General features: G+C 71.0%; 13 protein-coding genes. 8 read left to right on the top strand and 5 right to left on the bottom strand.

The genetic code is table 11. The features are described from left to right. Nucleotides 1-67: 67 nt before the first annotated feature. Together ACIBKX_RS17630 and ACIBKX_RS17625 are read right to left on the bottom strand one after the other, a co-directional pair. Complete coding sequence (locus ACIBKX_RS17630) at nucleotides 68-2,458, bottom strand: excinuclease ABC subunit UvrA (RefSeq protein ID WP_363272831.1); 2,391 nt, start codon at nucleotides 2,456-2,458, stop codon at nucleotides 68-70. Between the two features lie 74 nt (nucleotides 2,459-2,532). After that, on the bottom strand, nucleotides 2,533-2,889 hold the full coding sequence (locus tag ACIBKX_RS17625) for a VOC family protein (protein WP_363272830.1): 357 nt from the start codon (nucleotides 2,887-2,889) through the stop codon (nucleotides 2,533-2,535). Nucleotides 2,890-3,034: 145 nt separating this feature from the next. Here ACIBKX_RS17625 and ACIBKX_RS17620 point away from each other — a divergent pair, with 145 nt between their 5' ends. The 4 genes from ACIBKX_RS17620 to ACIBKX_RS17605 all read left to right on the top strand — a co-directional run bounded on the left by ACIBKX_RS17620 (nucleotide 3,035) and on the right by ACIBKX_RS17605 (nucleotide 8,524). Continuing rightward, entirely contained in the window at nucleotides 3,035-3,997 is a 963-nt protein-coding gene (locus tag ACIBKX_RS17620) for an oxygenase MpaB family protein (RefSeq protein WP_363272829.1), read from the top strand. Next, nucleotides 3,979-6,234 carry a tetratricopeptide repeat protein gene (locus tag ACIBKX_RS17615; RefSeq protein WP_363272828.1) on the top strand — a complete coding sequence of 752 codons (2,256 nt, stop codon included), beginning with the start codon at nucleotides 3,979-3,981 and terminating at the stop codon, nucleotides 6,232-6,234. Before ACIBKX_RS17620 ends, ACIBKX_RS17615 begins: the two co-directional genes overlap by 19 nt. A gap of 48 nt (nucleotides 6,235-6,282) precedes the next feature. Beyond that, a complete protein-coding gene (locus tag ACIBKX_RS17610) occupies nucleotides 6,283-7,833 on the top strand; it encodes an NAD(P)/FAD-dependent oxidoreductase (RefSeq protein WP_363272827.1) in 1,551 nt (516 codons plus the stop codon). A 73-nt stretch (nucleotides 7,834-7,906) separates the two neighbouring features. Next, nucleotides 7,907-8,524, top strand: coding sequence for a TetR/AcrR family transcriptional regulator (locus ACIBKX_RS17605; RefSeq protein ID WP_363272826.1), 618 nt, complete (start codon nucleotides 7,907-7,909; stop codon nucleotides 8,522-8,524). 24 nt (nucleotides 8,525-8,548) lie between these two features. Here ACIBKX_RS17605 and ACIBKX_RS17600 read toward each other — a convergent pair whose 3' ends face one another. Beyond that, nucleotides 8,549-9,781, bottom strand: a complete 1,233-nt coding sequence (locus ACIBKX_RS17600) for an FAD-dependent oxidoreductase (RefSeq protein ID WP_363272825.1) — start codon at nucleotides 9,779-9,781, stop codon at nucleotides 8,549-8,551. A 110-nt stretch (nucleotides 9,782-9,891) separates the two neighbouring features. On the opposite strand from ACIBKX_RS17600, the gene ACIBKX_RS17595 reads away from it, so the two are divergent. Next, nucleotides 9,892-10,551 (top strand): hypothetical protein, encoded by a 660-nt coding sequence (locus tag ACIBKX_RS17595; RefSeq protein WP_363272824.1) that lies wholly within the window; start codon nucleotides 9,892-9,894, stop codon nucleotides 10,549-10,551. A 75-nt stretch (nucleotides 10,552-10,626) separates the two neighbouring features. On the opposite strand, the gene ACIBKX_RS17590 is transcribed toward ACIBKX_RS17595, so the two are convergent. Then, nucleotides 10,627-12,594, bottom strand: a complete 1,968-nt coding sequence (locus tag ACIBKX_RS17590) for a hypothetical protein (protein ID WP_363272823.1) — start codon at nucleotides 12,592-12,594, stop codon at nucleotides 10,627-10,629. Between the two features lie 348 nt (nucleotides 12,595-12,942). On the opposite strand from ACIBKX_RS17590, the gene ACIBKX_RS17585 reads away from it, so the two are divergent. Next, nucleotides 12,943-14,046 (top strand): nitronate monooxygenase family protein, encoded by a 1,104-nt coding sequence (locus ACIBKX_RS17585; RefSeq protein ID WP_363272822.1) that lies wholly within the window; start codon nucleotides 12,943-12,945, stop codon nucleotides 14,044-14,046. Nucleotides 14,047-14,067: 21 nt separating this feature from the next. Further along, entirely contained in the window at nucleotides 14,068-15,621 is a 1,554-nt protein-coding gene (locus ACIBKX_RS17580; RefSeq protein ID WP_363272821.1) for an acyl-CoA synthetase, read from the top strand. An 8-nt stretch (nucleotides 15,622-15,629) separates the two neighbouring features. Here ACIBKX_RS17580 and ACIBKX_RS17575 read toward each other — a convergent pair whose 3' ends face one another. Then, nucleotides 15,630-18,053, bottom strand: a complete 2,424-nt coding sequence (locus ACIBKX_RS17575) for a penicillin acylase family protein (protein ID WP_363272820.1) — start codon at nucleotides 18,051-18,053, stop codon at nucleotides 15,630-15,632. A 140-nt stretch (nucleotides 18,054-18,193) separates the two neighbouring features. On the opposite strand from ACIBKX_RS17575, the gene ACIBKX_RS17570 reads away from it, so the two are divergent. Further along, nucleotides 18,194-19,693, top strand: a complete 1,500-nt coding sequence (locus ACIBKX_RS17570; RefSeq protein WP_363272818.1) for an acyl-CoA synthetase — start codon at nucleotides 18,194-18,196, stop codon at nucleotides 19,691-19,693. Nucleotides 19,694-19,704: the final 11 nt, after the last annotated feature.

Raw genomic sequence — 19,704 nt, 5'->3', positions numbered from 1 at the left:
CGCGCCACAACGCGCACGCCTGATGCCCGGCGAAGCCGTCGACCGGCTCCGCCGGGCATCGGTGCGTTCAGGCTCCGACGTACTGCGCGAGATGCTCGCCCGTCACGGTGGAGCGGGCCGTGACGAGATCGGCGGGCGTGCCCTCGAAGACGACCAGGCCGCCGTCGTGGCCCGCGCCCGGACCGAGGTCGATGATCCAGTCGGCGTGCGCCATGACCGCCTGGTGGTGCTCGATGACGATGACCGACTTGCCGTCCTCGACGAGCCGGTCGAGCAGGCCGAGCAGCTGCTCGACATCGGCGAGGTGCAGGCCCGTGGTCGGCTCGTCGAGGACGTAGACGCCGCCCTTGTCGGCCATGTGCGTGGCCAGCTTCAGCCGCTGCCGCTCGCCGCCGGACAGCGTGGTGAGCGGCTGGCCGATGGTGAGATAGCCGAGCCCGACGTCGGAGAGCCGCTGCAGGATCTTGTGCGCCGCGGGCGTCCGCGCCTCGCCGCCGCCGAAGAACTCCTCCGCCTCGGCCACCGACATCGCGAGCACCTCGCTGATGTCCCGGCCGCCGAGGTGGTACTCGAGCACCGAGGCGTCGAACCGCTTGCCCTCGCAGTCCTCGCAGGGCGTGGACTCTCCGGCCATGATCACCAGGTCGCTGTAGATGACGCCCGCGCCGTTGCAGGTGGGGCAGGCGCCCTCCGAGTTGGCGCTGAACAGCGCCGGCTTCACGTCGTTGGCCTTCGCGAACGCCTTGCGGATCGGATCCAGGAGGCCCGTGTACGTCGCCGGGTTGCTGCGCCGCGAGCCGCGGATCGGGCTCTGGTCGACCGACACCACACCCTCGTCGGACGGGATCGACCCGTGGACGAGCGAACTCTTGCCGGAGCCCGCGACGCCGGTGATCACGGTGAGCACCCCGAGCGGGATGTCGACGTCGACGCCGCGCAGGTTGTTCGCCTTCGCGCCGCGGATCTCCAGGGCGCCGGTGGACTTGCGCACCTCGTCCTTGAGCGCGGCCCGGTCGTCGAGATGCCGACCCGTGGTGGTGTCACTGCCCTGGAGCCCCTCGACGGTGCCCTCGAAGCAGATCGTGCCGCCCGCCGTACCGGCGCCGGGGCCGAGGTCGACGACATGGTCGGCGATCGCGATGACCTCCGGCTTGTGCTCCACGACGAGCACCGTGTTGCCCTTGTCGCGCAGCCGCAGGAGCAGGTCGTTCATCCGCTGGATGTCGTGCGGGTGCAGCCCCGCCGTGGGCTCGTCGAAGACGTAGGTGACGTCGGTCAGCGATGAGCCGAGGTGGCGGATCATCTTGACGCGCTGTGCCTCGCCGCCCGACAGCGTGCCCGAGGCCCGGTCGAGCGAGAGATAGCCGAGGCCGATCTCCACGAACGAGTCGAGGGTCTGCTGAAGTGCCGTCAGGAGGGGTGCCACCGAAGGTTCCTTGATGCCGCGCACCCATTCGGCGAGGTCCCTGATCTCCATCGAGCAGGCGTCGCCGATGCTCTTCCGCTTGATCTTCGACGACCTGGCGCCCTCGCTGAGCCGGGTGCCGTCGCACTCGGGGCAGACGGTGAACGCGACCGCGCGCTCCACGAACGCCCGGATGTGCGGCTGCATCGCCTCCTTGTCCTTGGACAGGAACGACTTCTGGATCTTGGGGATCAGGCCTTCGTAGGTGAGGTTGATGCCGTTGACCTTCACCTTCATCGGCTCGCCGTAGAGGAAGGCCTGCATCTCCTTCTTGGTGAACCTGCTGATCGGCTTGTCCGGGTCCAGGAGGCCCGACTGGGCGTAGAGCCCCACCGTCCACTGGCTGTCCGACTTCCAGCCGGGGATGGTGAAGGCGCCCTCCGCGAGCGACTTCGAGTCGTCGTACAGCTGCGTGAGGTCGATGTCGGACACGGCGCCGCGTCCCTCGCAGCGCGTGCACATGCCGCCCTTGCGCTCGAAGGTGGCCTTCACCGTCTTGGTCTTGGCGGCACCCCGGTCGACGGTGATCCCGCCGCTCGCCCGGACGCTCGCCGTGTTGAACGAGAACGCGCTGGGCGGGCCGATGTGCGGCTTGCCGAGACGGCTGAAGAGGATGCGCAGCATGGCGTTGGCATCGGTGGCCGTGCCGACCGTGGAGCGCGGGTCACCGCCCATCCGCTGCTGGTCGACGGTGATCGCGGTGGTCAGCCCGTCGAGTACGTCGACCTCGGGCCGTGCCATCGTCGGCATGAAGCCCTGCACGAAGGTGCTGTAGGTCTCGTTGATCATCCGCTTGGACTCCGCGGCGATCGTGTCGAACACCAGCGAGCTCTTGCCCGAACCGGAGACACCGGTGAACACCGTGAGCCGGCGCTTCGGGATCTCGATGCTGACGTCCTTGAGATTGTTCTCGCGGGCGCCGACCACCCGGATCAGGTCGTGGGTGTCGGCGGGGTGCGGGGCAGGCGACTGCGTTTGCGTCCTCTTGGCCATGCTGTTCGTGTCTCCATCTGTCGGGCGGGAGGCCGTCGTCGCCTCCCGTCGTCGCCTGCTTTTTCGCTAAGCGGTCAGCGGTCCTGAAGCAGCCCGAGCACATTACCGTCGGGGTCCGTCACGGTGGCCACAAGCCGGCCGGGACCGACCTCGTGCGCGGGCTCCTTCACCTTGGCACCCGCGGCGGCCAGCTCGGCGAGCTTCGCCTCGATGTCCGGCACGTGCCAGTAGGACACCGGCGCGGTCATGCCCTGCGCGGCGCCGCCCGGCACCAGGCCGATGTGCTGGCCCGCGGTGTCGTAGCCGACGTAGTAGGACGAGTCCGCCGACGGCTCCACGCCGAGCAGCGCGGTGTAGGCGGCCTTGGCCGCCGTCAGGTCGGTGACGGGGTGCAGCACGGTCTTGATGCCCTGGGTGGCAGAGTCGCTCATGATCACTCCTGAGATCGGGGGCGCGTCCCCGACGGGACGGCCGGACATCGAAAACGCTAGTCGGGGTCCGATGAGTGCGCTTCTCGATTCCTGATCGGTCCCGGCCGGGTGCGCAGTGCGTAGCCTGCGGTCAGGAGGTGGTGGCATGAGCGAGGCAGCCCCGTCCCGGGCGGCGGACCCGGGACTCTTCGGCCCCGCATCGGTGACCTGGCAGATGCACGGCGACCCGATGATGTGGGTCGCCGGGGTCCGCGCGCTCTATCTGCAGGCCCTGCACCCGCGCGCGGTCCGCGGCGTCATGCAGAACTCAGCTGCGTTCGACAGAGAGAGGGGCCGCAAGGACGCCTGGGGCCGCCTCCTGCGCACCGCCAGATTCGTCGGCACCATCACGTACGGCACCACCGAGGCCGCCGAGCAGGCCGGCGCGCGGGTCCGGAAGATCCATACGATGCTCAAGGCCACCGACCCGGACACGGGGGAGGAGTACGGGGTCGACGAGCCGGAACTGCTGCTCTGGGTGCACTGCGCCGAGATCGACTCCTATCTCCACGTCGCCCGCCGCTCCGGGTTCCGCCTGACCGACGAGCTGGCCGACCGGTACGTCCGCGAACACCGCGAGAGCGCCCGCCTCGTCGGCCTCGACCCCGTCGGCGTACCGGCGACGACGGCCGAACTCGCGGCGTACTTCGAAGACGTCAGGCCGCAGCTGGCCGCAGGGCCCGAGGCGCGCGACGTCGACGACTTCCTCCGCCGCCCGCCCACCCACCCGCTGCTGGTCCCCGCGCGCGTCCTGCTCTGGCGCCGGGTCGCGAACCTGGCGTACGCCTCCCTGCCGCCGTACGCCCACGAGCTGTACGGCAGGACGGCCCCGCCGCCCGCGACGGTGACCCGGCGGCTCGTCACCACCGGCACCATCCTGCGCACCGTTCCCGCACGTCTACGCTGGCAACTTCCCCCAAAGCACATTCTGCGCGCCATGGCGAGGCTCGGTCCCGGCAGTCGGCCTGCCCCGTACAAACTCGACAGACGGACAGCCATACTGGACGGGCCGGGGAGGGCGATGCGAGGCAACGGGGGCGACGGCGGGAGATGGCGGACACCAGGCTGATCCAGGGCCGGTACCGGCTGCTCGATCTCATCGGGCGCGGCGGCATGGGCGAGGTGTGGCGGGCGCGCGACGAGTCCTTGGGGCGGAGAGTCGCCGTCAAGTGCCTCAAGCCACTGGGGCCCCAGCACGACCAGTCGTTCACCAGAGTGCTGCGCGAACGCTTCCGGCGCGAGGCCCGCGTCGCGGCGGCGCTGCAGCACCGGGGCGTCACCGTCGTCCATGACTTCGGGGAGCACGACGGGGTCCTGTACCTGGTCATGGAACTCCTTGAGGGCCGCAACCTGAGCCAGCTCCTGGAGGACAACAGACAGCATCCGCTGCCCGTCGCGGACGTCGTGGAGATCGCCGACCAGGTCGCCGCCGCGCTCGCGTACACCCATGACCAGGGCATCGTGCACCGCGACCTGAAACCGGCCAACATCATGCGGCTGACCGACGGCACGGTGAAGATCTGCGACTTCGGGATCGCCCGGCTCGGCGCCGACATCGGCTTCACCTCACGCCTGACCGGCACGGGCATCGCGATGGGCACCCCGCACTACATGTCGCCCGAGCAGATCAGCGGCGCCCAGGTCGACCAGCGCAGCGACCTCTACTCCTTCGGCTGTGTGCTGTACGAGATCGCCACGGGGGCGCCGCCGTTCGACCTGGAGGACGCCTGGGCGGTCCTCGTCGGACACCGCGACACCGCGCCCGAGCCGCCCCGCAGACACCGCGAGGAGCTGCCCGAGTACTTCGAGGACATCGTCCTCGACCTGCTCGCCAAGGAGCCCGACGACCGGCCGGGCGACGCGCGCGAGCTGGGCCGCCGCATCGTCGCGGGCCGCGCCGTGCCCGCCGCCCCCGCCGTCCCGACGTACGTCCCGACGGTCGTCGCCGAGCCCGTGCGCCGCCCCGAGCAGCCGCCCTCGCGCGAACCACGGCTGCCCTCCTGGACGCGCGGCATGACGACGGGGCACAAGGCGAACGGCGCCTCCGAACTGCGCGTCACGCCGCCCGACGCCGCGGCGGGCCTGACCGGCGAGTGGATCCCGCGCGCCGACACCCGCCGGTCCGCCGCGCCCCGCGGCCCCGAACGCCCCACGCCGTCACCGGAGTTGGTGGCCACGCTCACCAGCAGGCACAACGCGGGCCTGAGCCTGGGGCGGCTCGGCCGCTGGGCGGAGGCGGGCGAGGTGCACCGCGCGGTGGCGGCCGAGCGGGAGTACGCCCTTGGCCCCGACCACCCGGACACGCTGGCCAGCCGCTACGAGGTCGGGTTCACGCTCAGCCGCACCGGGCGGGCCGCCGACGCGCTGCGCGAGTACGGCAGGGTGGCCCAGGGCAGGGAACGCACGCTCGGCCCCGAGCATCCCGACACGCTCGCCGCCCGGCAGGAAATGGCGTATGTGATGGGGCAGTTGGGGCGGCACTTCGAGGCGCACCAGCTCTATACGTCGGTCCTTTCCCTGCGCGAGCGGACGGCGGGCCCCGACCATCCCGACACCCTGCGCTGCCGGCACAACCTCGCCTACAACCTCAGCAGGCTCGGCCGCCTTGAGGACTCCTACCAACTGGCCCGCGAGGTCGCGACGGCCCGCGCCCGTGTCCTCGGCGTCATGCACCCCGACACGCTCGTCACCCGCTACGAAGTCGCTTACGCACTCGGCCAGTTGGGCCGCTGGCCCGAGGCGCTCCAGACGTACCGCGAGGTCGCCGAAGCGCGGGTGCGGGCCCTCGGCGCAGACCACCCCGACACGCTCGCCGCCCGCTACGAGGTGGGCATCAGCCTCGGCCGTCTCGGCCGCAGCGGCGAGGCCCTGGAGCTGTACCGCGACCTGATCGACGACCGCACCCGTGTGAATGGCCCCGCCGACCCGGAGACCCTGCGCGCCCGGCACGGCCTCGGCGTGAACCTCGGCCGCCAGGGCCGCTGGGAGGAGGCACTCGCCGAGGCCCGCGACGTCTGCGCGATCCGCGAGCGGGTCTTGGGCGGCGACCATCCGGACACCCTGGTCAGCCGCCGCGAGGTCGCCGTGGGCCTGGGCTGGCTGGGCCGCTGGCCGGACGCGCTGACGGAGTACCGCAGGGTCGCCGCCGCGCGCGAACAGGTCCTCGGCGCGGACCACCCCGATGCCCTGGCCAGCCGCAACGACGAGGCGCACTGCCTGGAGCAGCTGGGCCGTGGGACGGAGGCGGTGGAGCTGTACCGCAGGGTGGCGGCTTTGCGCCAGCAGCGGGCTTCCGGGGGGCATTGAGGACGCGAGGGTCGCGCCACGGGGCGGCACCTCGTGCTACCAAGAGCTATGCCTCCTCGCGATCGATACGACGCAGTCATCATCGGCGGTGGTCACAACGGGCTCGTCGCCGCCGCCTATCTGGCCCGCGCCGGACGCACCGTCCTGCTTCTGGAGCGGCTCCCCGTGACCGGTGGTGCCGCCGTGTCCAGTCGGCCGTTCCCCGGCGTGGACGCCCGCCTCTCGCGCTACTCGTATCTGGTCAGCCTGCTGCCCCGGAAGATCGTCCGGGATCTCGACCTGGACTTCCGGGTGCGTACGAGGACTGTCTCCTCGTACACCCCGGCCGACCGTGACGGCGTACCGACGGGGCTGCTCGTCGGGGGTGGCGAGGCGCGGACGAAGGAGGCGTTCGCGCGGCTCACGGGCGGGCCGCGCGAGTACGAGGCGTGGCGGGAGTTCTACGGGATGACCGGCCGGGTGGCCGAGCGGGTCTTCCCCACGCTCACCGAACCGCTGCCCACCCGCGAGACGCTGCGCGAGCGCGTCGCGGACGACGAGGCCTGGCGGGTGCTGTTCGAGGAGCCCATCGGCGCCGCGATCGAGCGGCGGTTCGCCGACGACCTCGTGCGCGGAGTCGTCCTCACCGACGGCCTCATCGGCACCTTCGCCGACGCGCACGACCCGTCGCTGCGGCAGAACCGCTGCTTCCTCTACCACGTCATCGGCGGAGGCACCGGCGACTGGAACGTGCCGGTCGGCGGCATGGGCGCGCTCACCGGAGCCCTCGCGGCGGCGGCCCGCGCGGCGGGCGCCGAACTGGTCACCGGCCACGAGGCCACCCGGATCGACACGGACGGCCTGACCGCCGAGGTCACCTGTCGGACGGCCGACCGCGAGGCCACCGTCGCCGCCCGACATGTCCTGGTCAACGCCTCCCCGCAGGAGCTGGCCGCGCTGGTCGGCGACGCCCCGCCGGCCCCCGCCGAAGGCGCGCAGCTGAAGGTCAACATGCTCCTCGAACGGCTGCCGAGGCTGCGCGACACCACGGTCGACCCGCACGAGGCCTTCGCCGGGACCTTCCACATCGCCGAGGGATACGGGGAGTTGGCGACCGCGTACGCCGAGGCCGCGGCCGGTGACCTGCCCTCCGCGCCGCCCTCCGAGATCTACTGCCACTCCCTGACGGACCCCACGATCCTCGCCCCCGAGCTCGTGGAGCGCGGCTACCAGACGCTCACCCTCTTCGGCCTGCACACGCCCGCCCGGCTCTTCGCGCGGGACAACGACGCCGTGCGCGACGAACTCCTGAAGTCGACGCTGGCCCAGCTCGACGCCCAGCTGGCCGAGCCGATCGCCGACTGCCTGGCCACCGACGCCGAAGGGCGCCCCTGCATCGAGGCGAAGACCCCGCTGGACCTGGAGCGTGACCTGCGCATGCCCGGCGGCAACATCTTCCACCGCGACCTCGCCTTCCCCTACGCGCAGGGCGACACCGGCCGCTGGGGCGTGGAGACCCGGCACGCGAACGTCCTGCTGTGCGGGGCGGGCGCGGTGCGCGGCGGCGGGGTCAGCGGGGTGCCCGGGCACAACGCCGCGATGGCCGCGATGGGCGAATAGCCGCTGGTGGACTGGTGTACGGTCATGTGTCGCTGTCGTCAGGGGTGCGAGGGAAGAGAGGGGTGGCGTCACGATGGCCGCTCGCCGCGCGCAGGGTGCGCCGACCTTCACCGAGCAGGCCCGCCGCAGCCAGCTCGTCGAGTGCACCATCGACCTGATCTCCACCAAGGGCTATCCGGCGACGTCCCTCGCGGCCATCGCCGAGCGCGCGGGCCTCTCCAAGGCCGCCGTCCTCTACCACTTCTCGTCCAAGGACAACCTCACCAGAGCGGCGCTCGAACACGTCCTGGGCGAGTTCACCTCGTACGTCAATGAGCGCGTCGCGGCCGAACCGGACCCGCGCGCGGCCGTCGTCGCCTACGTCCGGGCGATGATCGGCTACCAGCAGGCCAACCGCCGCCACGTGCGCGTCATCACGGAGATGCTCCTCGACGACGGTGGCGGCACCCGGCTCAAGGCACCGGGCGGCCATGACACGGCGGGCCGCTGGAACGCGCTCGCCGACCTCCTCGCCGCGGGCCAACGGGCCGGCCGGTTCAGGGAGTTCGACCCGCCCACCGTGGCCCTCGCGATCGGCGGCGCCATCGACGGAGTCGTCGCGCACTGGCTCGCCCACCCCGAACTCGACCTGGACGCGGCGGCGGACGAGCTGGAGACGTTCACGCTGTACGCAGTCGAGAAGCGCGACTGACGGCCTTCAGGTGACTGACCGCCTTCAGGGGCGTCGGCGGGCGAACTCCGGCGCGTGCTCGGGACGTATCCCCACCGCTCCCAGATAGCCCGTCACGGTACGCAGCGCGGGCACCCTCCGCAGCAGTCGCAGCGGCACCGGAAGCCGGTCGCCCCTGAGCGTGCCGTCGAGCGCGGGACGCAGCAGCATCTCGTGCTCGCCCAGCTGCTGCTTCTGCGTCACCGTCACCGGAAGCGTGCGCCGCTTCTGCACCCGCTCCAGATCGCGCACGCCGACCTCGCCGCCGCGCAGCGCCCCCGCGAGGAACCGCGCGGCCGCCACCGCGTCCTGCACCGCGAGGTTGACCCCGACGCCGCCGACCGGCGACATGACGTGCGCCGCGTCCCCGATGCACAGCAGCCCGTCCCGGTACCAGCGCGGCAGCCGCCCCATGGTCACTTCGAGGAGCTTGACGTCGTCCCAGGAGCGGATCGCCGCCAGGGCGCCGGGATCCCAGCCGAGCAGGCCGCCGAGCCGTTGACGGAACCACTCGATGCCGTGTGCGCGCAGCTCGGCGTCCGTGCCCTTCTTGATGAGGTAGGAGGTCTGGTAGTAGTCGCCGCGGTCCATCGTGGCCGCCACCTGGCCGTCGCGGACGCTCATCGCGACCCGCCCGCCGCCGTGCCCGCCGCGCGGCACGGGCACCTTCACCTGCCAGACGTCCATGGGTACGTCGAAGTGGTCCATCCGGAGCGCGGCCGCCTCGCGCACCCGCGAGTGCCGCCCGTCGCAGGCGACCGTCAGATCCGCGTCCAGCTCGCCGGGTGTGCCGTCCGGATCGGTGTAGTGGACCCCGGTGACCCGGCCGTCCCGGTCGGTGCGCAGCCCGGTGACGGCGGTCCGCATCCGCAGCGTGAACGACGGTTCCTCGGCGGCGGCGCCCGCGAGCAGGTCGAGGAAGTCCCACTGCGGGACCATCGCGATGTACTTGTGCCGGCCGGGGATGTGCCGCAGGTCGCCCGCGACGACGGTGGTCCCCTCGATGTCCATCCGCATGTCGCGCAGCTTGTGCGCGGGCAGCCGCGCGAAGCGTTCGCCGAGCCCGAGTTCGTCGAGCAGCCGGAGCGTCGAGGGGTGGACGGTGTCCCCGCGGAAGTCACGCAGGAAGTCCCCGTGCTTCTCCAGGACCGTGACGTCCACACCGGCCCTGGCGAGCAGCAGCCCGAGCATCATCCCCGCGGGTCCGCCGCCCACCACACAGCAGGTCGTGCGTTCCATGCCTGTCTCCTCCCTCGTGGCGTGTGAGCACTCTAACCGATCGGTCAGAAGTCTGACCTATCGGTCAGTTCCCGTGCCCGGACGGGGAGATGGCCGATAGTGTGATCGGTATGAGTGACGGCATCGCGTGGATCGGCGCGCACCACCACACCCCTGCATCGACCGTGCCCGGTATGCTCGGCGGCATCTCGCTGACGCTGGCCCGAGGCGTGCAGAAGGACGAGTTCCTCATCAACCTGGGCGCCGACCTCGACGAGCTGGCCGCGCGCACCCCGTGCGGGGAGCTGCGCGTACCGGCCGGCCGGCCGGGTCAGCCCTCCCCTCACCTCAACCGCGCCATGTACGGCACGTGCGGTGAGTGGACGTACGTCCTTGAGGACTGGGGGATGGCGACCTGGGCGACCGGCTACCAGGGCAAGGTCGAGTCGATGCTGCCCTGCGAGGGCGAAGAGATCCTCTGCCTGACCGCCAACCGCTTCAGCCCCCCGGCCCTGATCATCCACGCGCCCGATGCCCGCGCGCACCGGGCCGACTTCGGCACCGACACGGGGGAGGGCTCGGCCCTCGACGCCGCGCTCGGCGCCGCGGGCGCGGTGTTCCCGTCGATGCCCGAGGCCGCTGAGGCCGAAGTCGTCGCGTACTTCGAGGAGCACGGCGAGCGCCTGCCCGAGCTGGTGTTCACCGCCGTGGGCGCCTACACGGGCGTGGCCATCGACCAGGACGCCGTGCGGGCCGGTGACCTGCCCGGTGTCCTCGTCGCCCCGGCCTGACCGTCTGTCGCGCACACGAGACCGGCCCCCACCCTGATCACAGGGCGGGGGCCGGTGCCTTCGAGGGCAGGCGTGTTACTGCGCGGCCAGCTTGCAGATCACCGGCTGACCGCCGCCGATGCCGTACTTGCAGGTGCCGCCGTCATCCATCCGAGTGTCCAGCCAGTACGCGTCCTTGTCCATGATGCGCATGTCCCGCATGAAGGTCGCGAAGTGGTTGCCCATGGATTCCTGGTTGTGCATGCCGGAGATGGCCGACCGGCCGCACACCTCGCCGAACGTGGGGTCGGTGCCGTTCAGCGAGAACAGGTGGACCATGGTGCCGTGCTTCTTGGCGTAGGTGCCGATGCACGCCGCGCCCGTCGGGGTGGTCCCGCCCGGCTGCACGGCGGGGTTCAGTCCGCCCTCGGTGGAGGACATGCCGCCGCTGTTGTAGGAGGAGGCGAACGCGAACTCGTCACAGTTCAGCGCGTCGGCCGCGTCCACCAGGGCGGAGGCGTCGCCGTTCGCCGCGGCCCACCCGGTGGGGCAGATCCGGTTGCGGCTGCGGGAGTTCTGCGCGCTGTCGCCCATGTAGTACAGGGGCTTCTTGTCGTCCATCGAACCCGGATGCTTGGGCGTGGACTTCTGGATCAGCCACGCGTGCGCCGCGGCCTGCGGGAAGGCCTTGGCGTTGAAGATGTAGGTGGGCGCGTGGTTGACGAAGACACAGCCCGTGCCCGGCCCGGCGTTGGTGGTGTCGCAGCGGATCTGGTCGAGATCCTCCACGCCGCCGTCGTAGTCCAGGGACCACTGGTAGCCGGTCATGAACGGGCGGATCTTCCCGTCCGCGGGCAGGATGTTCGCGTCGATCTTCACATCCGGCTTGTACAGGTACGTCTTGCCGGCCACCGAGGCGTCCCAGGTGTACGAGGTGGTCAGCGACGCGGAGTGCATCTCGCCCGGCACCCACCAGGTCTTGCCCTTCCATGCGCTGGAGTCGGGCTCATGGGGCGTACACGACGCCTGGCACAGGTGCTCCACGCCCACGAAGTTGATCTCACGGAACGCGGGCGGAATCTGCTGCGCGGGCTCGATCGTCAGGTGCTCGGTGAAGCTGTTCTGTCCGTCGAGCTCGAGCATCCGCAGGAACATGAAGTGAGCGGTGGACTGGATCACGCCGTCCATGCGGATGTAGACCGGCACCGACCTGACGTCGCACTCGGTGAACCGGGTGGCGAGGATGTTCTCGAAGTCGGTGTTGCACCACTCCACCCCGGCCGTCGCCGCCGCCGAACCCGTGGCCTTCGCCGGGCTCTTGGGCGCCTTGTCCTTGGCCGGAGTCGACTTGCCGAAGCACACCTGACGGCCGTCCGCGTCCGCCTCGCTGCACTGCTCGACCGCCGACTTCGACGACGAGCGCGCGGACAGCGGCGTACCGGCCGAGCCCAGCGGCTTCGTCTGGTAGTAGTTCGGCGGCGTGTTCAGCGACGTCGGATCGGGCGCGGTGTAGTCGGGGGTCGGCAGCGTCAGGTCGACCGGCAGCTCGACCCGGAACTTCGCCCACGGCGACCACGCCGTCTCGTAGAGGGAGCCGTCGAACGCCGACGTGTGGAAGACGTAGTTCGTGTTCAGCGCCAGCTTGCCCACCGGCACATTCACCGTGACCGTCGTGCCCGACGCCACGTAAGGGGAGACGATGACACCCCACTCGTTGTCGTCGATGCTCACCTTCTTCAGCGGATTGCCCGCCGCGTCCGCGGTCCACACCTCGAACGTCAGCGTCGACTTGTCGCCGTCCGCGTCGGTCACCTTGTTCTTGAGCTGGACCTTCTGGGACGTCACCCGCTGGAATCCGCCGGGTGCGGCGTTCCGCGACAGCGGCGCGGCGGTCGGGCTCTTGCCCGACACCGGTCGCGATCCCGCGGCAGCCGCACGCGTGGTCTTCTCCGGCCCGGCGGCGGGCCGGGTCGAGGGGGCGGCGTTGGGGTCGGGCTGTGCGGCCGGGGCCTTCTCGGCCGCACCGGCCACACCGCCGACGCTGCCGACACTGAACAGCAGCATGGCCGCGGTGCCGACGGCTATCCGGGAGAGCGCGTGTCTCTTCCTGGTTCTTGATCTGCCAAACAAGGCATTGCCCTTCTGGCCCCGCCCCCTGGAAACGGGGGCAGGACGGTACTGGTGTGTCGCGCCGCCCCCTTTCCTACGCGGCGTGATCATGGCCAAGCAATGCGCCCAAGCTGGGCAGTTGGTCCTTATCCGGAGCTAACGGAAGTGATCTGGCACACGGTTGTACGGGTCGGCACAACAACCTTGCAAAGGTTCCTCGCCAACCACGGGTGTACGACAGGAATCTGACACTGCATCAGAAAATCTCTTCCGTCGTCCGCGCCGCTGCGGCATCCTGCGCCCATGCAGACAGAGCTGAGCAGGAGACTGGGAGTCGAGCACGCCATCTTCGGCTTCACGCCCTTCCCGGCGGTGGCCGCCGCCATCAGCAGGGCCGGCGGATTCGGTGTGCTCGGCGCGGTCCGCTACACGGCACCCGACGAACTGGCCCGCGACCTCGACTGGATGCAGGAGCACGTCGGCGACCGGCCCTACGGCCTCGACGTCGTGATGCCCGCGAAGAAGGTCGAGGGGGTGACCGAGGCCGACGTGGAGGCGATGATCCCCGAAGGTCACCGGCAGTTCGTCAAGGACACCCTCGGCAAATACGGCGTACCCGAACTCGCCGAAGGGGAGGCGTCCGGCTGGCGCATCACCGGGTGGATGGAACAGGTCGCCCGCAATCAGCTCGACGTCGCCTTCGACTATCCGATCAAGCTGCTCGCCAACGCGCTCGGCTCACCGCCCGCCGACGTCATCCAGCGCGCCCACGACAACGACGTACTGGTCGCCGCGCTCGCGGGCAGCGCACGGCACGCCCGCAAGCACGCCGAGGCCGGCATCGACATCGTCGTCGCACAGGGCTACGAGGCGGGCGGCCACACCGGCGAGATCGCCTCGATGGTGCTCATCCCGGAAGCCGTCGAGGCGGTCGCGCCGCTGCCGGTGCTCGCGGCGGGTGGCATCGGCAGCGGCGACCAGATCGCCGCCGCGTTCGCGCTCGGCGCGCAGGGCGTCTGGCTCGGCTCCCTCTGGCTCACCACAACAGAGGCGGACCTGCACTCGCCCGCCCTCACCCAGAAGCTCCTCGCCGCGGGATCCGGCGACACCGTCCGCTCGCGGGCCCTGACGGGCAAGCCCGCACGCCAGCTGCGCACGGACTGGACGGACGCCTGGGACGACCCGGAGGGACCCGGCACGCTGCCCATGCCGCTGCAGGGACTCCTCGTCGCCGAGGCCGTGTCCCGCATCCAGAAGTACGAGATCGCACCCCTGCTCGGCACCCCCGTCGGGCAGATCGTCGGCCGGATGAACAGCGAACGCAGCGTCCAGGCCGTCTTCGACGACCTGACCCGCGGCTTCGAGCGCGCCATCGACCGAGTGAACCGCATCGCCGGACGCGACTGACCAGACGGAGGAGAGGCCCCCATGAGCAGCACGCCCCCCAACGGCTTCTGGGCGCAGGCAGCAGCGGACCCGGACCGCGTGGTCCTGATCGCACCCGACGGCGAGGAGTGGACCTCCCGGCGCCTGCACGCGGCGGTCAACCAGCTCGTCCACGGCCTGCGCGACGCGGGCCTGGAGCGCGGCGACGCGTTCGCCGTCGTGCTGCCCAACGGCGTCGAGTTCCTCACCGCGTATCTCGCGGCCTCCCAGGCCGGGTTCTATCTCGTCCCCGTCAACCACCACCTGGTCGGCCCCGAGATCGCCTGGATCGTCGCCGACTCCGGGGCGAAGGTGCTCATCGCCCACGAGCGGTTCGCGGACGCGGCGACCGCGGCGGCCGACGAGGCGAAGCTGCCGGCCACCCACCGGCACGCCGTGGGCGAGGTCCCCGGCTTCCGCCCGTACGCCGAACTCCTCGCCGGACAGCCCGAGTCGGCCCCCGCCGACCGCACCCTGGGCTGGGTCATGAACTACACGTCGGGTACGACGGGACGCCCGCGCGGCATCCGCCGCCCGCTGTCCGGGAAGCTGCCCGAGGAGTCGTACCTGGGCGGCTTCCTCGGTATCTTCGGCGTCAAGCCGTTCGACGGCAACGTGCACCTGGTCTGCTCACCGCTCTACCACACGGCCGTCCTCCAATTCGCGGGCGCCGCCCTGCACATCGGCCATCCGCTGGTCCTGATGGACAAGTGGACGCCGCAAGAGATGCTGCGCCTGATCGACACGTACAAGTGCACGCACACCCATATGGTGCCGACCCAGTTCCACCGGCTGCTCGCCCTGCCGGACGCGACGAAGGCGGCGTACGACGTGTCGTCGATGCGGCACGCCATCCACGGCGCCGCGCCCTGCCCCGACCATGTCAAGCGGGCGATGATCGAGTGGTGGGGCGAGTGCGTCGAGGAGTACTACGCGGCCAGCGAGGGCGGCGGCGCCTTCGCCACCGCCCAGGACTGGCTGAAGCGGCCCGGCACGGTCGGCAAGGCCTGGCCGATCAGCGAGCTCGCGGTCTTCGACGACGACGGGAACCGGCTGCCCGCCGGTGAACTCGGCACCGTCTACATGAAGATGAGCACCGGCGGATTCTCGTACCACAAGGACGAGTCCAAGACGAGGAAGAACCGCATCGGCGACTTCTTCACGGTCGGCGACCTCGGCCTCCTCGACGAGGACGGCTACCTCTACCTCCGCGACCGCAAGATCGACATGATCATCTCGGGCGGCGTCAACATCTACCCCGCCGAGATCGAGTCCGCCCTGCTCACCCACCCCGCCGTGGCGGACGCCGCAGCGTTCGGCATCCCGCACGACGAGTGGGGCGAGCAGGTCAAGGCGGTCGTGGAGGTGGCGGAGGGCCACGCGGCGGACGACGCCCTGGCCACCGAGATCCTCGCCCACTGCGAGCGCCGCCTCGCGGGCTACAAGCGGCCGAAGAGCGTCGACTTCATCACCACCATGCCGCGCGACCCGAACGGCAAGCTCTACAAGCGGCGGTTGCGCGAGCCGTACTGGGAGGGACGAGAGCGGGCCGTGTAGCCGCGGCCTCAGCGCCGCTCGCGCACCTTCACCACCTTCAGCTTCGGGTCGCTCAGGATGTCCTTCTCGCAGAACCGGGACGTCACCCAGCGCTCATCGGCGTAAAGGCGCGTCTGATCGCTGTAGTGCGGCGAGCCGGGATTCGAGGACTGGGAGTAGGTGAGCAGCGTGCGGGCCCTGGGGCAGTGGCTCTTGTCCCAGCCGACCGCCTGGATGTGGCTCGACCCGTGGGCGACCTCGGTGTAGCCGCCGCCCTTCGCGTCCCACACCGGCTCCACCTTGTTCCACACGCCGACGGACTCCGTGCCGCCATGGATCGGCAGCCGCTCCGATCCGCGGACGACGAACTGGTTCTGGCCCAGCGGAGCGTCCGGCGCGATGCCAGCGCCCGTCAGCTCGGACACCGCGTCCGCGAGCGCGGTCCCAAAGCCCGGGGCATCCGTGTTGAGGGTGTTCGGGGTGCGCACCGGGTCGGCGGCCGAGAACGGGACCTTCCACAGCTGGGCGTTCGGCACGGCGGCGACGAGCTTGCGCCAGAAGCGGTCGAAGAGGAGCGCGCCCTCGCTGCCCGTGTCCATGGTGCGGTCCCAGGACTTGAGTGCCTCGCAGGCCTCGCGTACGTCGACTGCCTTGCCGTCGCTGCCCGTTGCCGTCCCGCCGGGCAGCGCCGCGCACGCGCGGGCCACGTCGGCGGCGGCGAGATCGCCGGCCGGCGCACGGTTCGCGAACTGCTGCTTCTGCAGGTCCTCCACCGTCAGGCCGCCCTTCTCCGCCATCGCCGCGACGTCCTCGATCGCGCCGCGCGTGCGCAGGGAGCGCTGCGTGCCGATGGTGCCGAAGACCCGCTCGTACCCGGTGACCGGCCGGTCCGCGTTGGTCAGCCAGGCGCTGTCATTGGAGTTCTCCGCATACGGCGCGTCCTTGAGGGTCGGCATCTTCGACGGGCCGAAGACACCCGGCTGCACGGCGTCCTTGTCCGAGCCGAGCGCGCACTCGCCGCGCGATCCGTCGAGCACGGCGACACCCGACGCGGGGTAGGTCACCTTGCCCAGATCGGTGGAGCAGCGCTGCGCCAGGTCGTCGGTGATGCGGGGCAGCACCTGCGACTGGGTGAGCAGGGAGTGGCCCTTGCGGTCGGCGGCGATCGTGTTGACCCAGGGCAGGCCCTGGGTCTCCCGCAGGGACTTGAGGATGCCGTCGGTGGAGCGGGCCTTGCCGAAGCCGAGGTTGGTGTCGCTGCCGCGCAGGTTCACGGCGTTGGGGTCGTTCAGGGCGTACGCCGTCTTCGCGGTCCACGGCAGCGGCAGCTGGGAGCCCATGCCGCTGGTGACCGGGCCGTAGCGGGTCCACCACTGTGTGCGGGTCACCGGCGGACCGTCCTTGACCGGCACCTCGACCGTCCGCTTCGTCATCTTCTCCGGCTTGCCGTCCACCAGATAGGCGGTCGGATCGGCCGGGTCCAGGGTGAGTTGATGGAGGTTGAGGGTCACTCCCGTCGCCACCGTGTGGCTCCACGCCACATCGCCGTTGAAGCCGATGTTCACGACGCTCGTGCCGAGCAGTGAACCGCCCGAGACGTTCAGTTCGCCGGGGATCGTCTGCTGCGACTGCCAGAAGCGGCGGCCGCCCTGCCACGGATAGTGCGGGTTGCCGAGCAGCAGCCCCTTCCCGTTCGCGGTCGTCTTCCCGTTGAACGCGACGGCGTTGGACCCCATGTCGGCATCCTCTGCCGAGAACATCTCGCGCGCGGCCTTCGCGGTGCGCTCCGGGTCGGGCGCGGTCCGGTCCGCGGTCGCCGCGGTCGGCGGCTGCGCGGCCGTGATGCCGTCGATGCCGCGGCCCTGACCGCCGAGGACCTGGACGGCGTAACCCTGCCGCGCCACGTCCAGGGCGGTGATCGGGCGCAGCCACTTCGCGCCCTCGCACGCAGGGTCGGTGACGCGGTTCTGCCGCAGCCAGGCGTTGTAGCCCGCCGCGAAGCCGCGCATCAGCTTCTTCGCCGTGCTGCTCGGGCCGGCCGGGGCAGGCCGCTCCAGGAGCTTCTCCACCGTGCGGGTGTCGCGGACCCCGCCGAAGTACAGGTCGCTGGAGAGGTTCGTGGTCGCCGACGACAGCGAGCCGTCGGGCTTGCCCTCGGGCCCGAAGAAACGTGACCGTTCCCCGCGCACGGTCACATAGCCCTCGGCGAGCGTGCACACCTGGTCGGCGGCCTGCGCCCAGCCGGTGCCGAAGCCGAGGTTCTCGTAGTCCTTGGCGAGGATGTGCGGGATGCCGTACTGCGTGTAGCGGACGGTGGCGGACAGGCCGCCGCCGGACGGGCGGGCGTCGCGCGCCTCGTCCGGGCCGGCGGCCACGGCCGACGGCGGCAGGAGCGCCGCGGCGGTCAGCAGGCCGATACCGAGGGCCGTCAGGCGTCTGATGCGGGTACGCATGGTGCCTCCCAACTGGTGTGAGGGAAGGGGCGGTTGAGCGTACCAACCGGTATGTCGGTTGATCGAGAGCCGGAACAGGACGGCTTCAGGGCCCGTCCGGAGCCTTGACCGCCGTGACGGGCGGAGCAGAGGATCACGCCATGACTGATGTACGGGGCAACACGGTCGACGGAGTCCTGCGACGGAGCGCGCGCCGCGTGCCGGGGCGGGTGGCGCTGCGGTACGGGGAACGGTCCTGGACCTACGAGGAGTTGGACGCCGCCGTCTCGCGCGCGGCCGGGGTGCTGCGGGACGCGGGACTCCAACGGGGCGACCGGGTGGGCGCCTACGCGCACAACTCGGACGCGTACCTCATCGGCTTCCTGGCCTGCTCGCGGGCGGGCCTGGTCCATGTGCCGGTCAACCAGAACCTGGTCGGCGACGACCTGGCGTACATCGTCGGCCAGTCCGGCAGCTCCCTGGTCCTCGCCGACCCGGACCTCGCGGGCCACCTCCCCGACGGCACCCGCGTGCTGGCCCTGCGCGACGCGGCGGACTCGCTGCTCACGCGGCTCGACACGGCGTCGGCGTACGACGGCGAAGAACCCGGCGCCGACGACCTCGCCCAGTTGCTCTACACCTCGGGCACTACGGCCCTCCCCAAGGGCGCCATGATGAGCCACCGGGCGCTCGTCCACGAGTACGTCAGCGCCATCACGGCCCTCGACCTCAAGGAGACGGACAGGCCCGTCCACTCGCTGCCGCTCTACCACTCGGCGCAGATGCATGTCTTCCTGCTGCCGTACCTGGCCGTCGGCGCCGAGAACACGATCCTCGACGCGCCGGACGCCGGGCGGATCTTCGACCTGGTCGAGGCGGGCCGCGCCGACAGCCTCTTCGCGCCGCCCACCGTCTGGATCGGCCTGTCGAACCACCCCGGCTTCGCCACCCGCGACCTCGGCGCCCTGCGCAAGGCCTACTACGGGGCGTCGATCATGCCCGTACCCGTCCTTGAGCGGCTGCGCGAACGCCTTCCGTCGCTCGGCTTCTACAACTGCTTCGGGCAGAGCGAGATCGGCCCGCTCGCCACGGTCCTCGGGCCCGACGAGCACGAGGGGCGGATGGACTCCTGCGGGCGGCCCGTCCTCTTCGTCGAGGCGCGGGTCGTCGACGAACAGGGCCAGGAGGTGCCCGACGGCACCCGGGGCGAAGTCGTCTACCGCTCACCGCAGTTGTGCCAGGGCTACTGGGACAAGCCCGAGGAGACCAAGGAGGCGTTCCGTGACGGCTGGTTCCACTCCGGGGACCTCGCCGTGCGGGACGAGGAGGGCTACTTCACGGTCGTCGACCGGGTGAAGGACGTCATCAACTCCGGGGGTGTGCTCGTCGCCTCGCGTCAGGTGGAGGACGCGCTCTACACCCACGAGCGGGTCGCCGAGACGGCCGTCATCGGGCTGCCGGACGAGCGCTGGATCGAGGCGGTCACCGCCGTCGTCGTACGCAACGGCGACGTGACGGAGGCCGAACTCATCGACCACGCACGCGAGAAGCTCGCCCACTTCAAGGCGCCGAAGAGGGTCGTCTTCGTGGACGAGCTGCCGCGCAACGCGAGCGGGAAGATCCTCAAGCGGGAGCTGCGGGACCGGTTCAGCGGGGTCTAGGGTCTGTCCGG

The sequence above is a fragment of the Streptomyces sp. NPDC050658 genome, assembly GCF_044457025.1.
GTDB lineage: Bacteria > Actinomycetota > Actinomycetes > Streptomycetales > Streptomycetaceae > Streptomyces.
Note: the sequence above shows the minus strand (reverse complement) of the source record. Positions and strands in the feature narration are given on the sequence as shown.

Bases quoted from the DNA above. Each gene is read 5' to 3' on its own strand.
- ACIBKX_RS17595 (WP_363272824.1), top strand. From the start codon at position 9,892: ATGAGTGACGGCATCGCGTGGATCGGCGCGCACCACCACACCCCTGCA.
- ACIBKX_RS17580 (WP_363272821.1), top strand. From the start codon at position 14,068: ATGAGCAGCACGCCCCCCAACGGCTTCTGGGCGCAGGCAGCAGCGGAC.
- ACIBKX_RS17630 (WP_363272831.1), bottom strand. From the start codon at position 2,458: ATGGCCAAGAGGACGCAAACGCAGTCGCCTGCCCCGCACCCCGCCGAC.
- ACIBKX_RS17625 (WP_363272830.1), bottom strand. From the start codon at position 2,889: ATGAGCGACTCTGCCACCCAGGGCATCAAGACCGTGCTGCACCCCGTC.
- ACIBKX_RS17620 (WP_363272829.1), top strand. From the start codon at position 3,035: ATGAGCGAGGCAGCCCCGTCCCGGGCGGCGGACCCGGGACTCTTCGGC.
- ACIBKX_RS17605 (WP_363272826.1), top strand. From the start codon at position 7,907: ATGGCCGCTCGCCGCGCGCAGGGTGCGCCGACCTTCACCGAGCAGGCC.
- ACIBKX_RS17570 (WP_363272818.1), top strand. From the start codon at position 18,194: ATGACTGATGTACGGGGCAACACGGTCGACGGAGTCCTGCGACGGAGC.
- ACIBKX_RS17615 (WP_363272828.1), top strand. From the start codon at position 3,979: ATGGCGGACACCAGGCTGATCCAGGGCCGGTACCGGCTGCTCGATCTC.
- ACIBKX_RS17575 (WP_363272820.1), bottom strand. From the start codon at position 18,053: ATGCGTACCCGCATCAGACGCCTGACGGCCCTCGGTATCGGCCTGCTG.
- ACIBKX_RS17610 (WP_363272827.1), top strand. From the start codon at position 6,283: ATGCCTCCTCGCGATCGATACGACGCAGTCATCATCGGCGGTGGTCAC.
- ACIBKX_RS17590 (WP_363272823.1), bottom strand. From the start codon at position 12,594: ATGCTGCTGTTCAGTGTCGGCAGCGTCGGCGGTGTGGCCGGTGCGGCC.
- ACIBKX_RS17585 (WP_363272822.1), top strand. From the start codon at position 12,943: ATGCAGACAGAGCTGAGCAGGAGACTGGGAGTCGAGCACGCCATCTTC.
- ACIBKX_RS17600 (WP_363272825.1), bottom strand. From the start codon at position 9,781: ATGGAACGCACGACCTGCTGTGTGGTGGGCGGCGGACCCGCGGGGATG.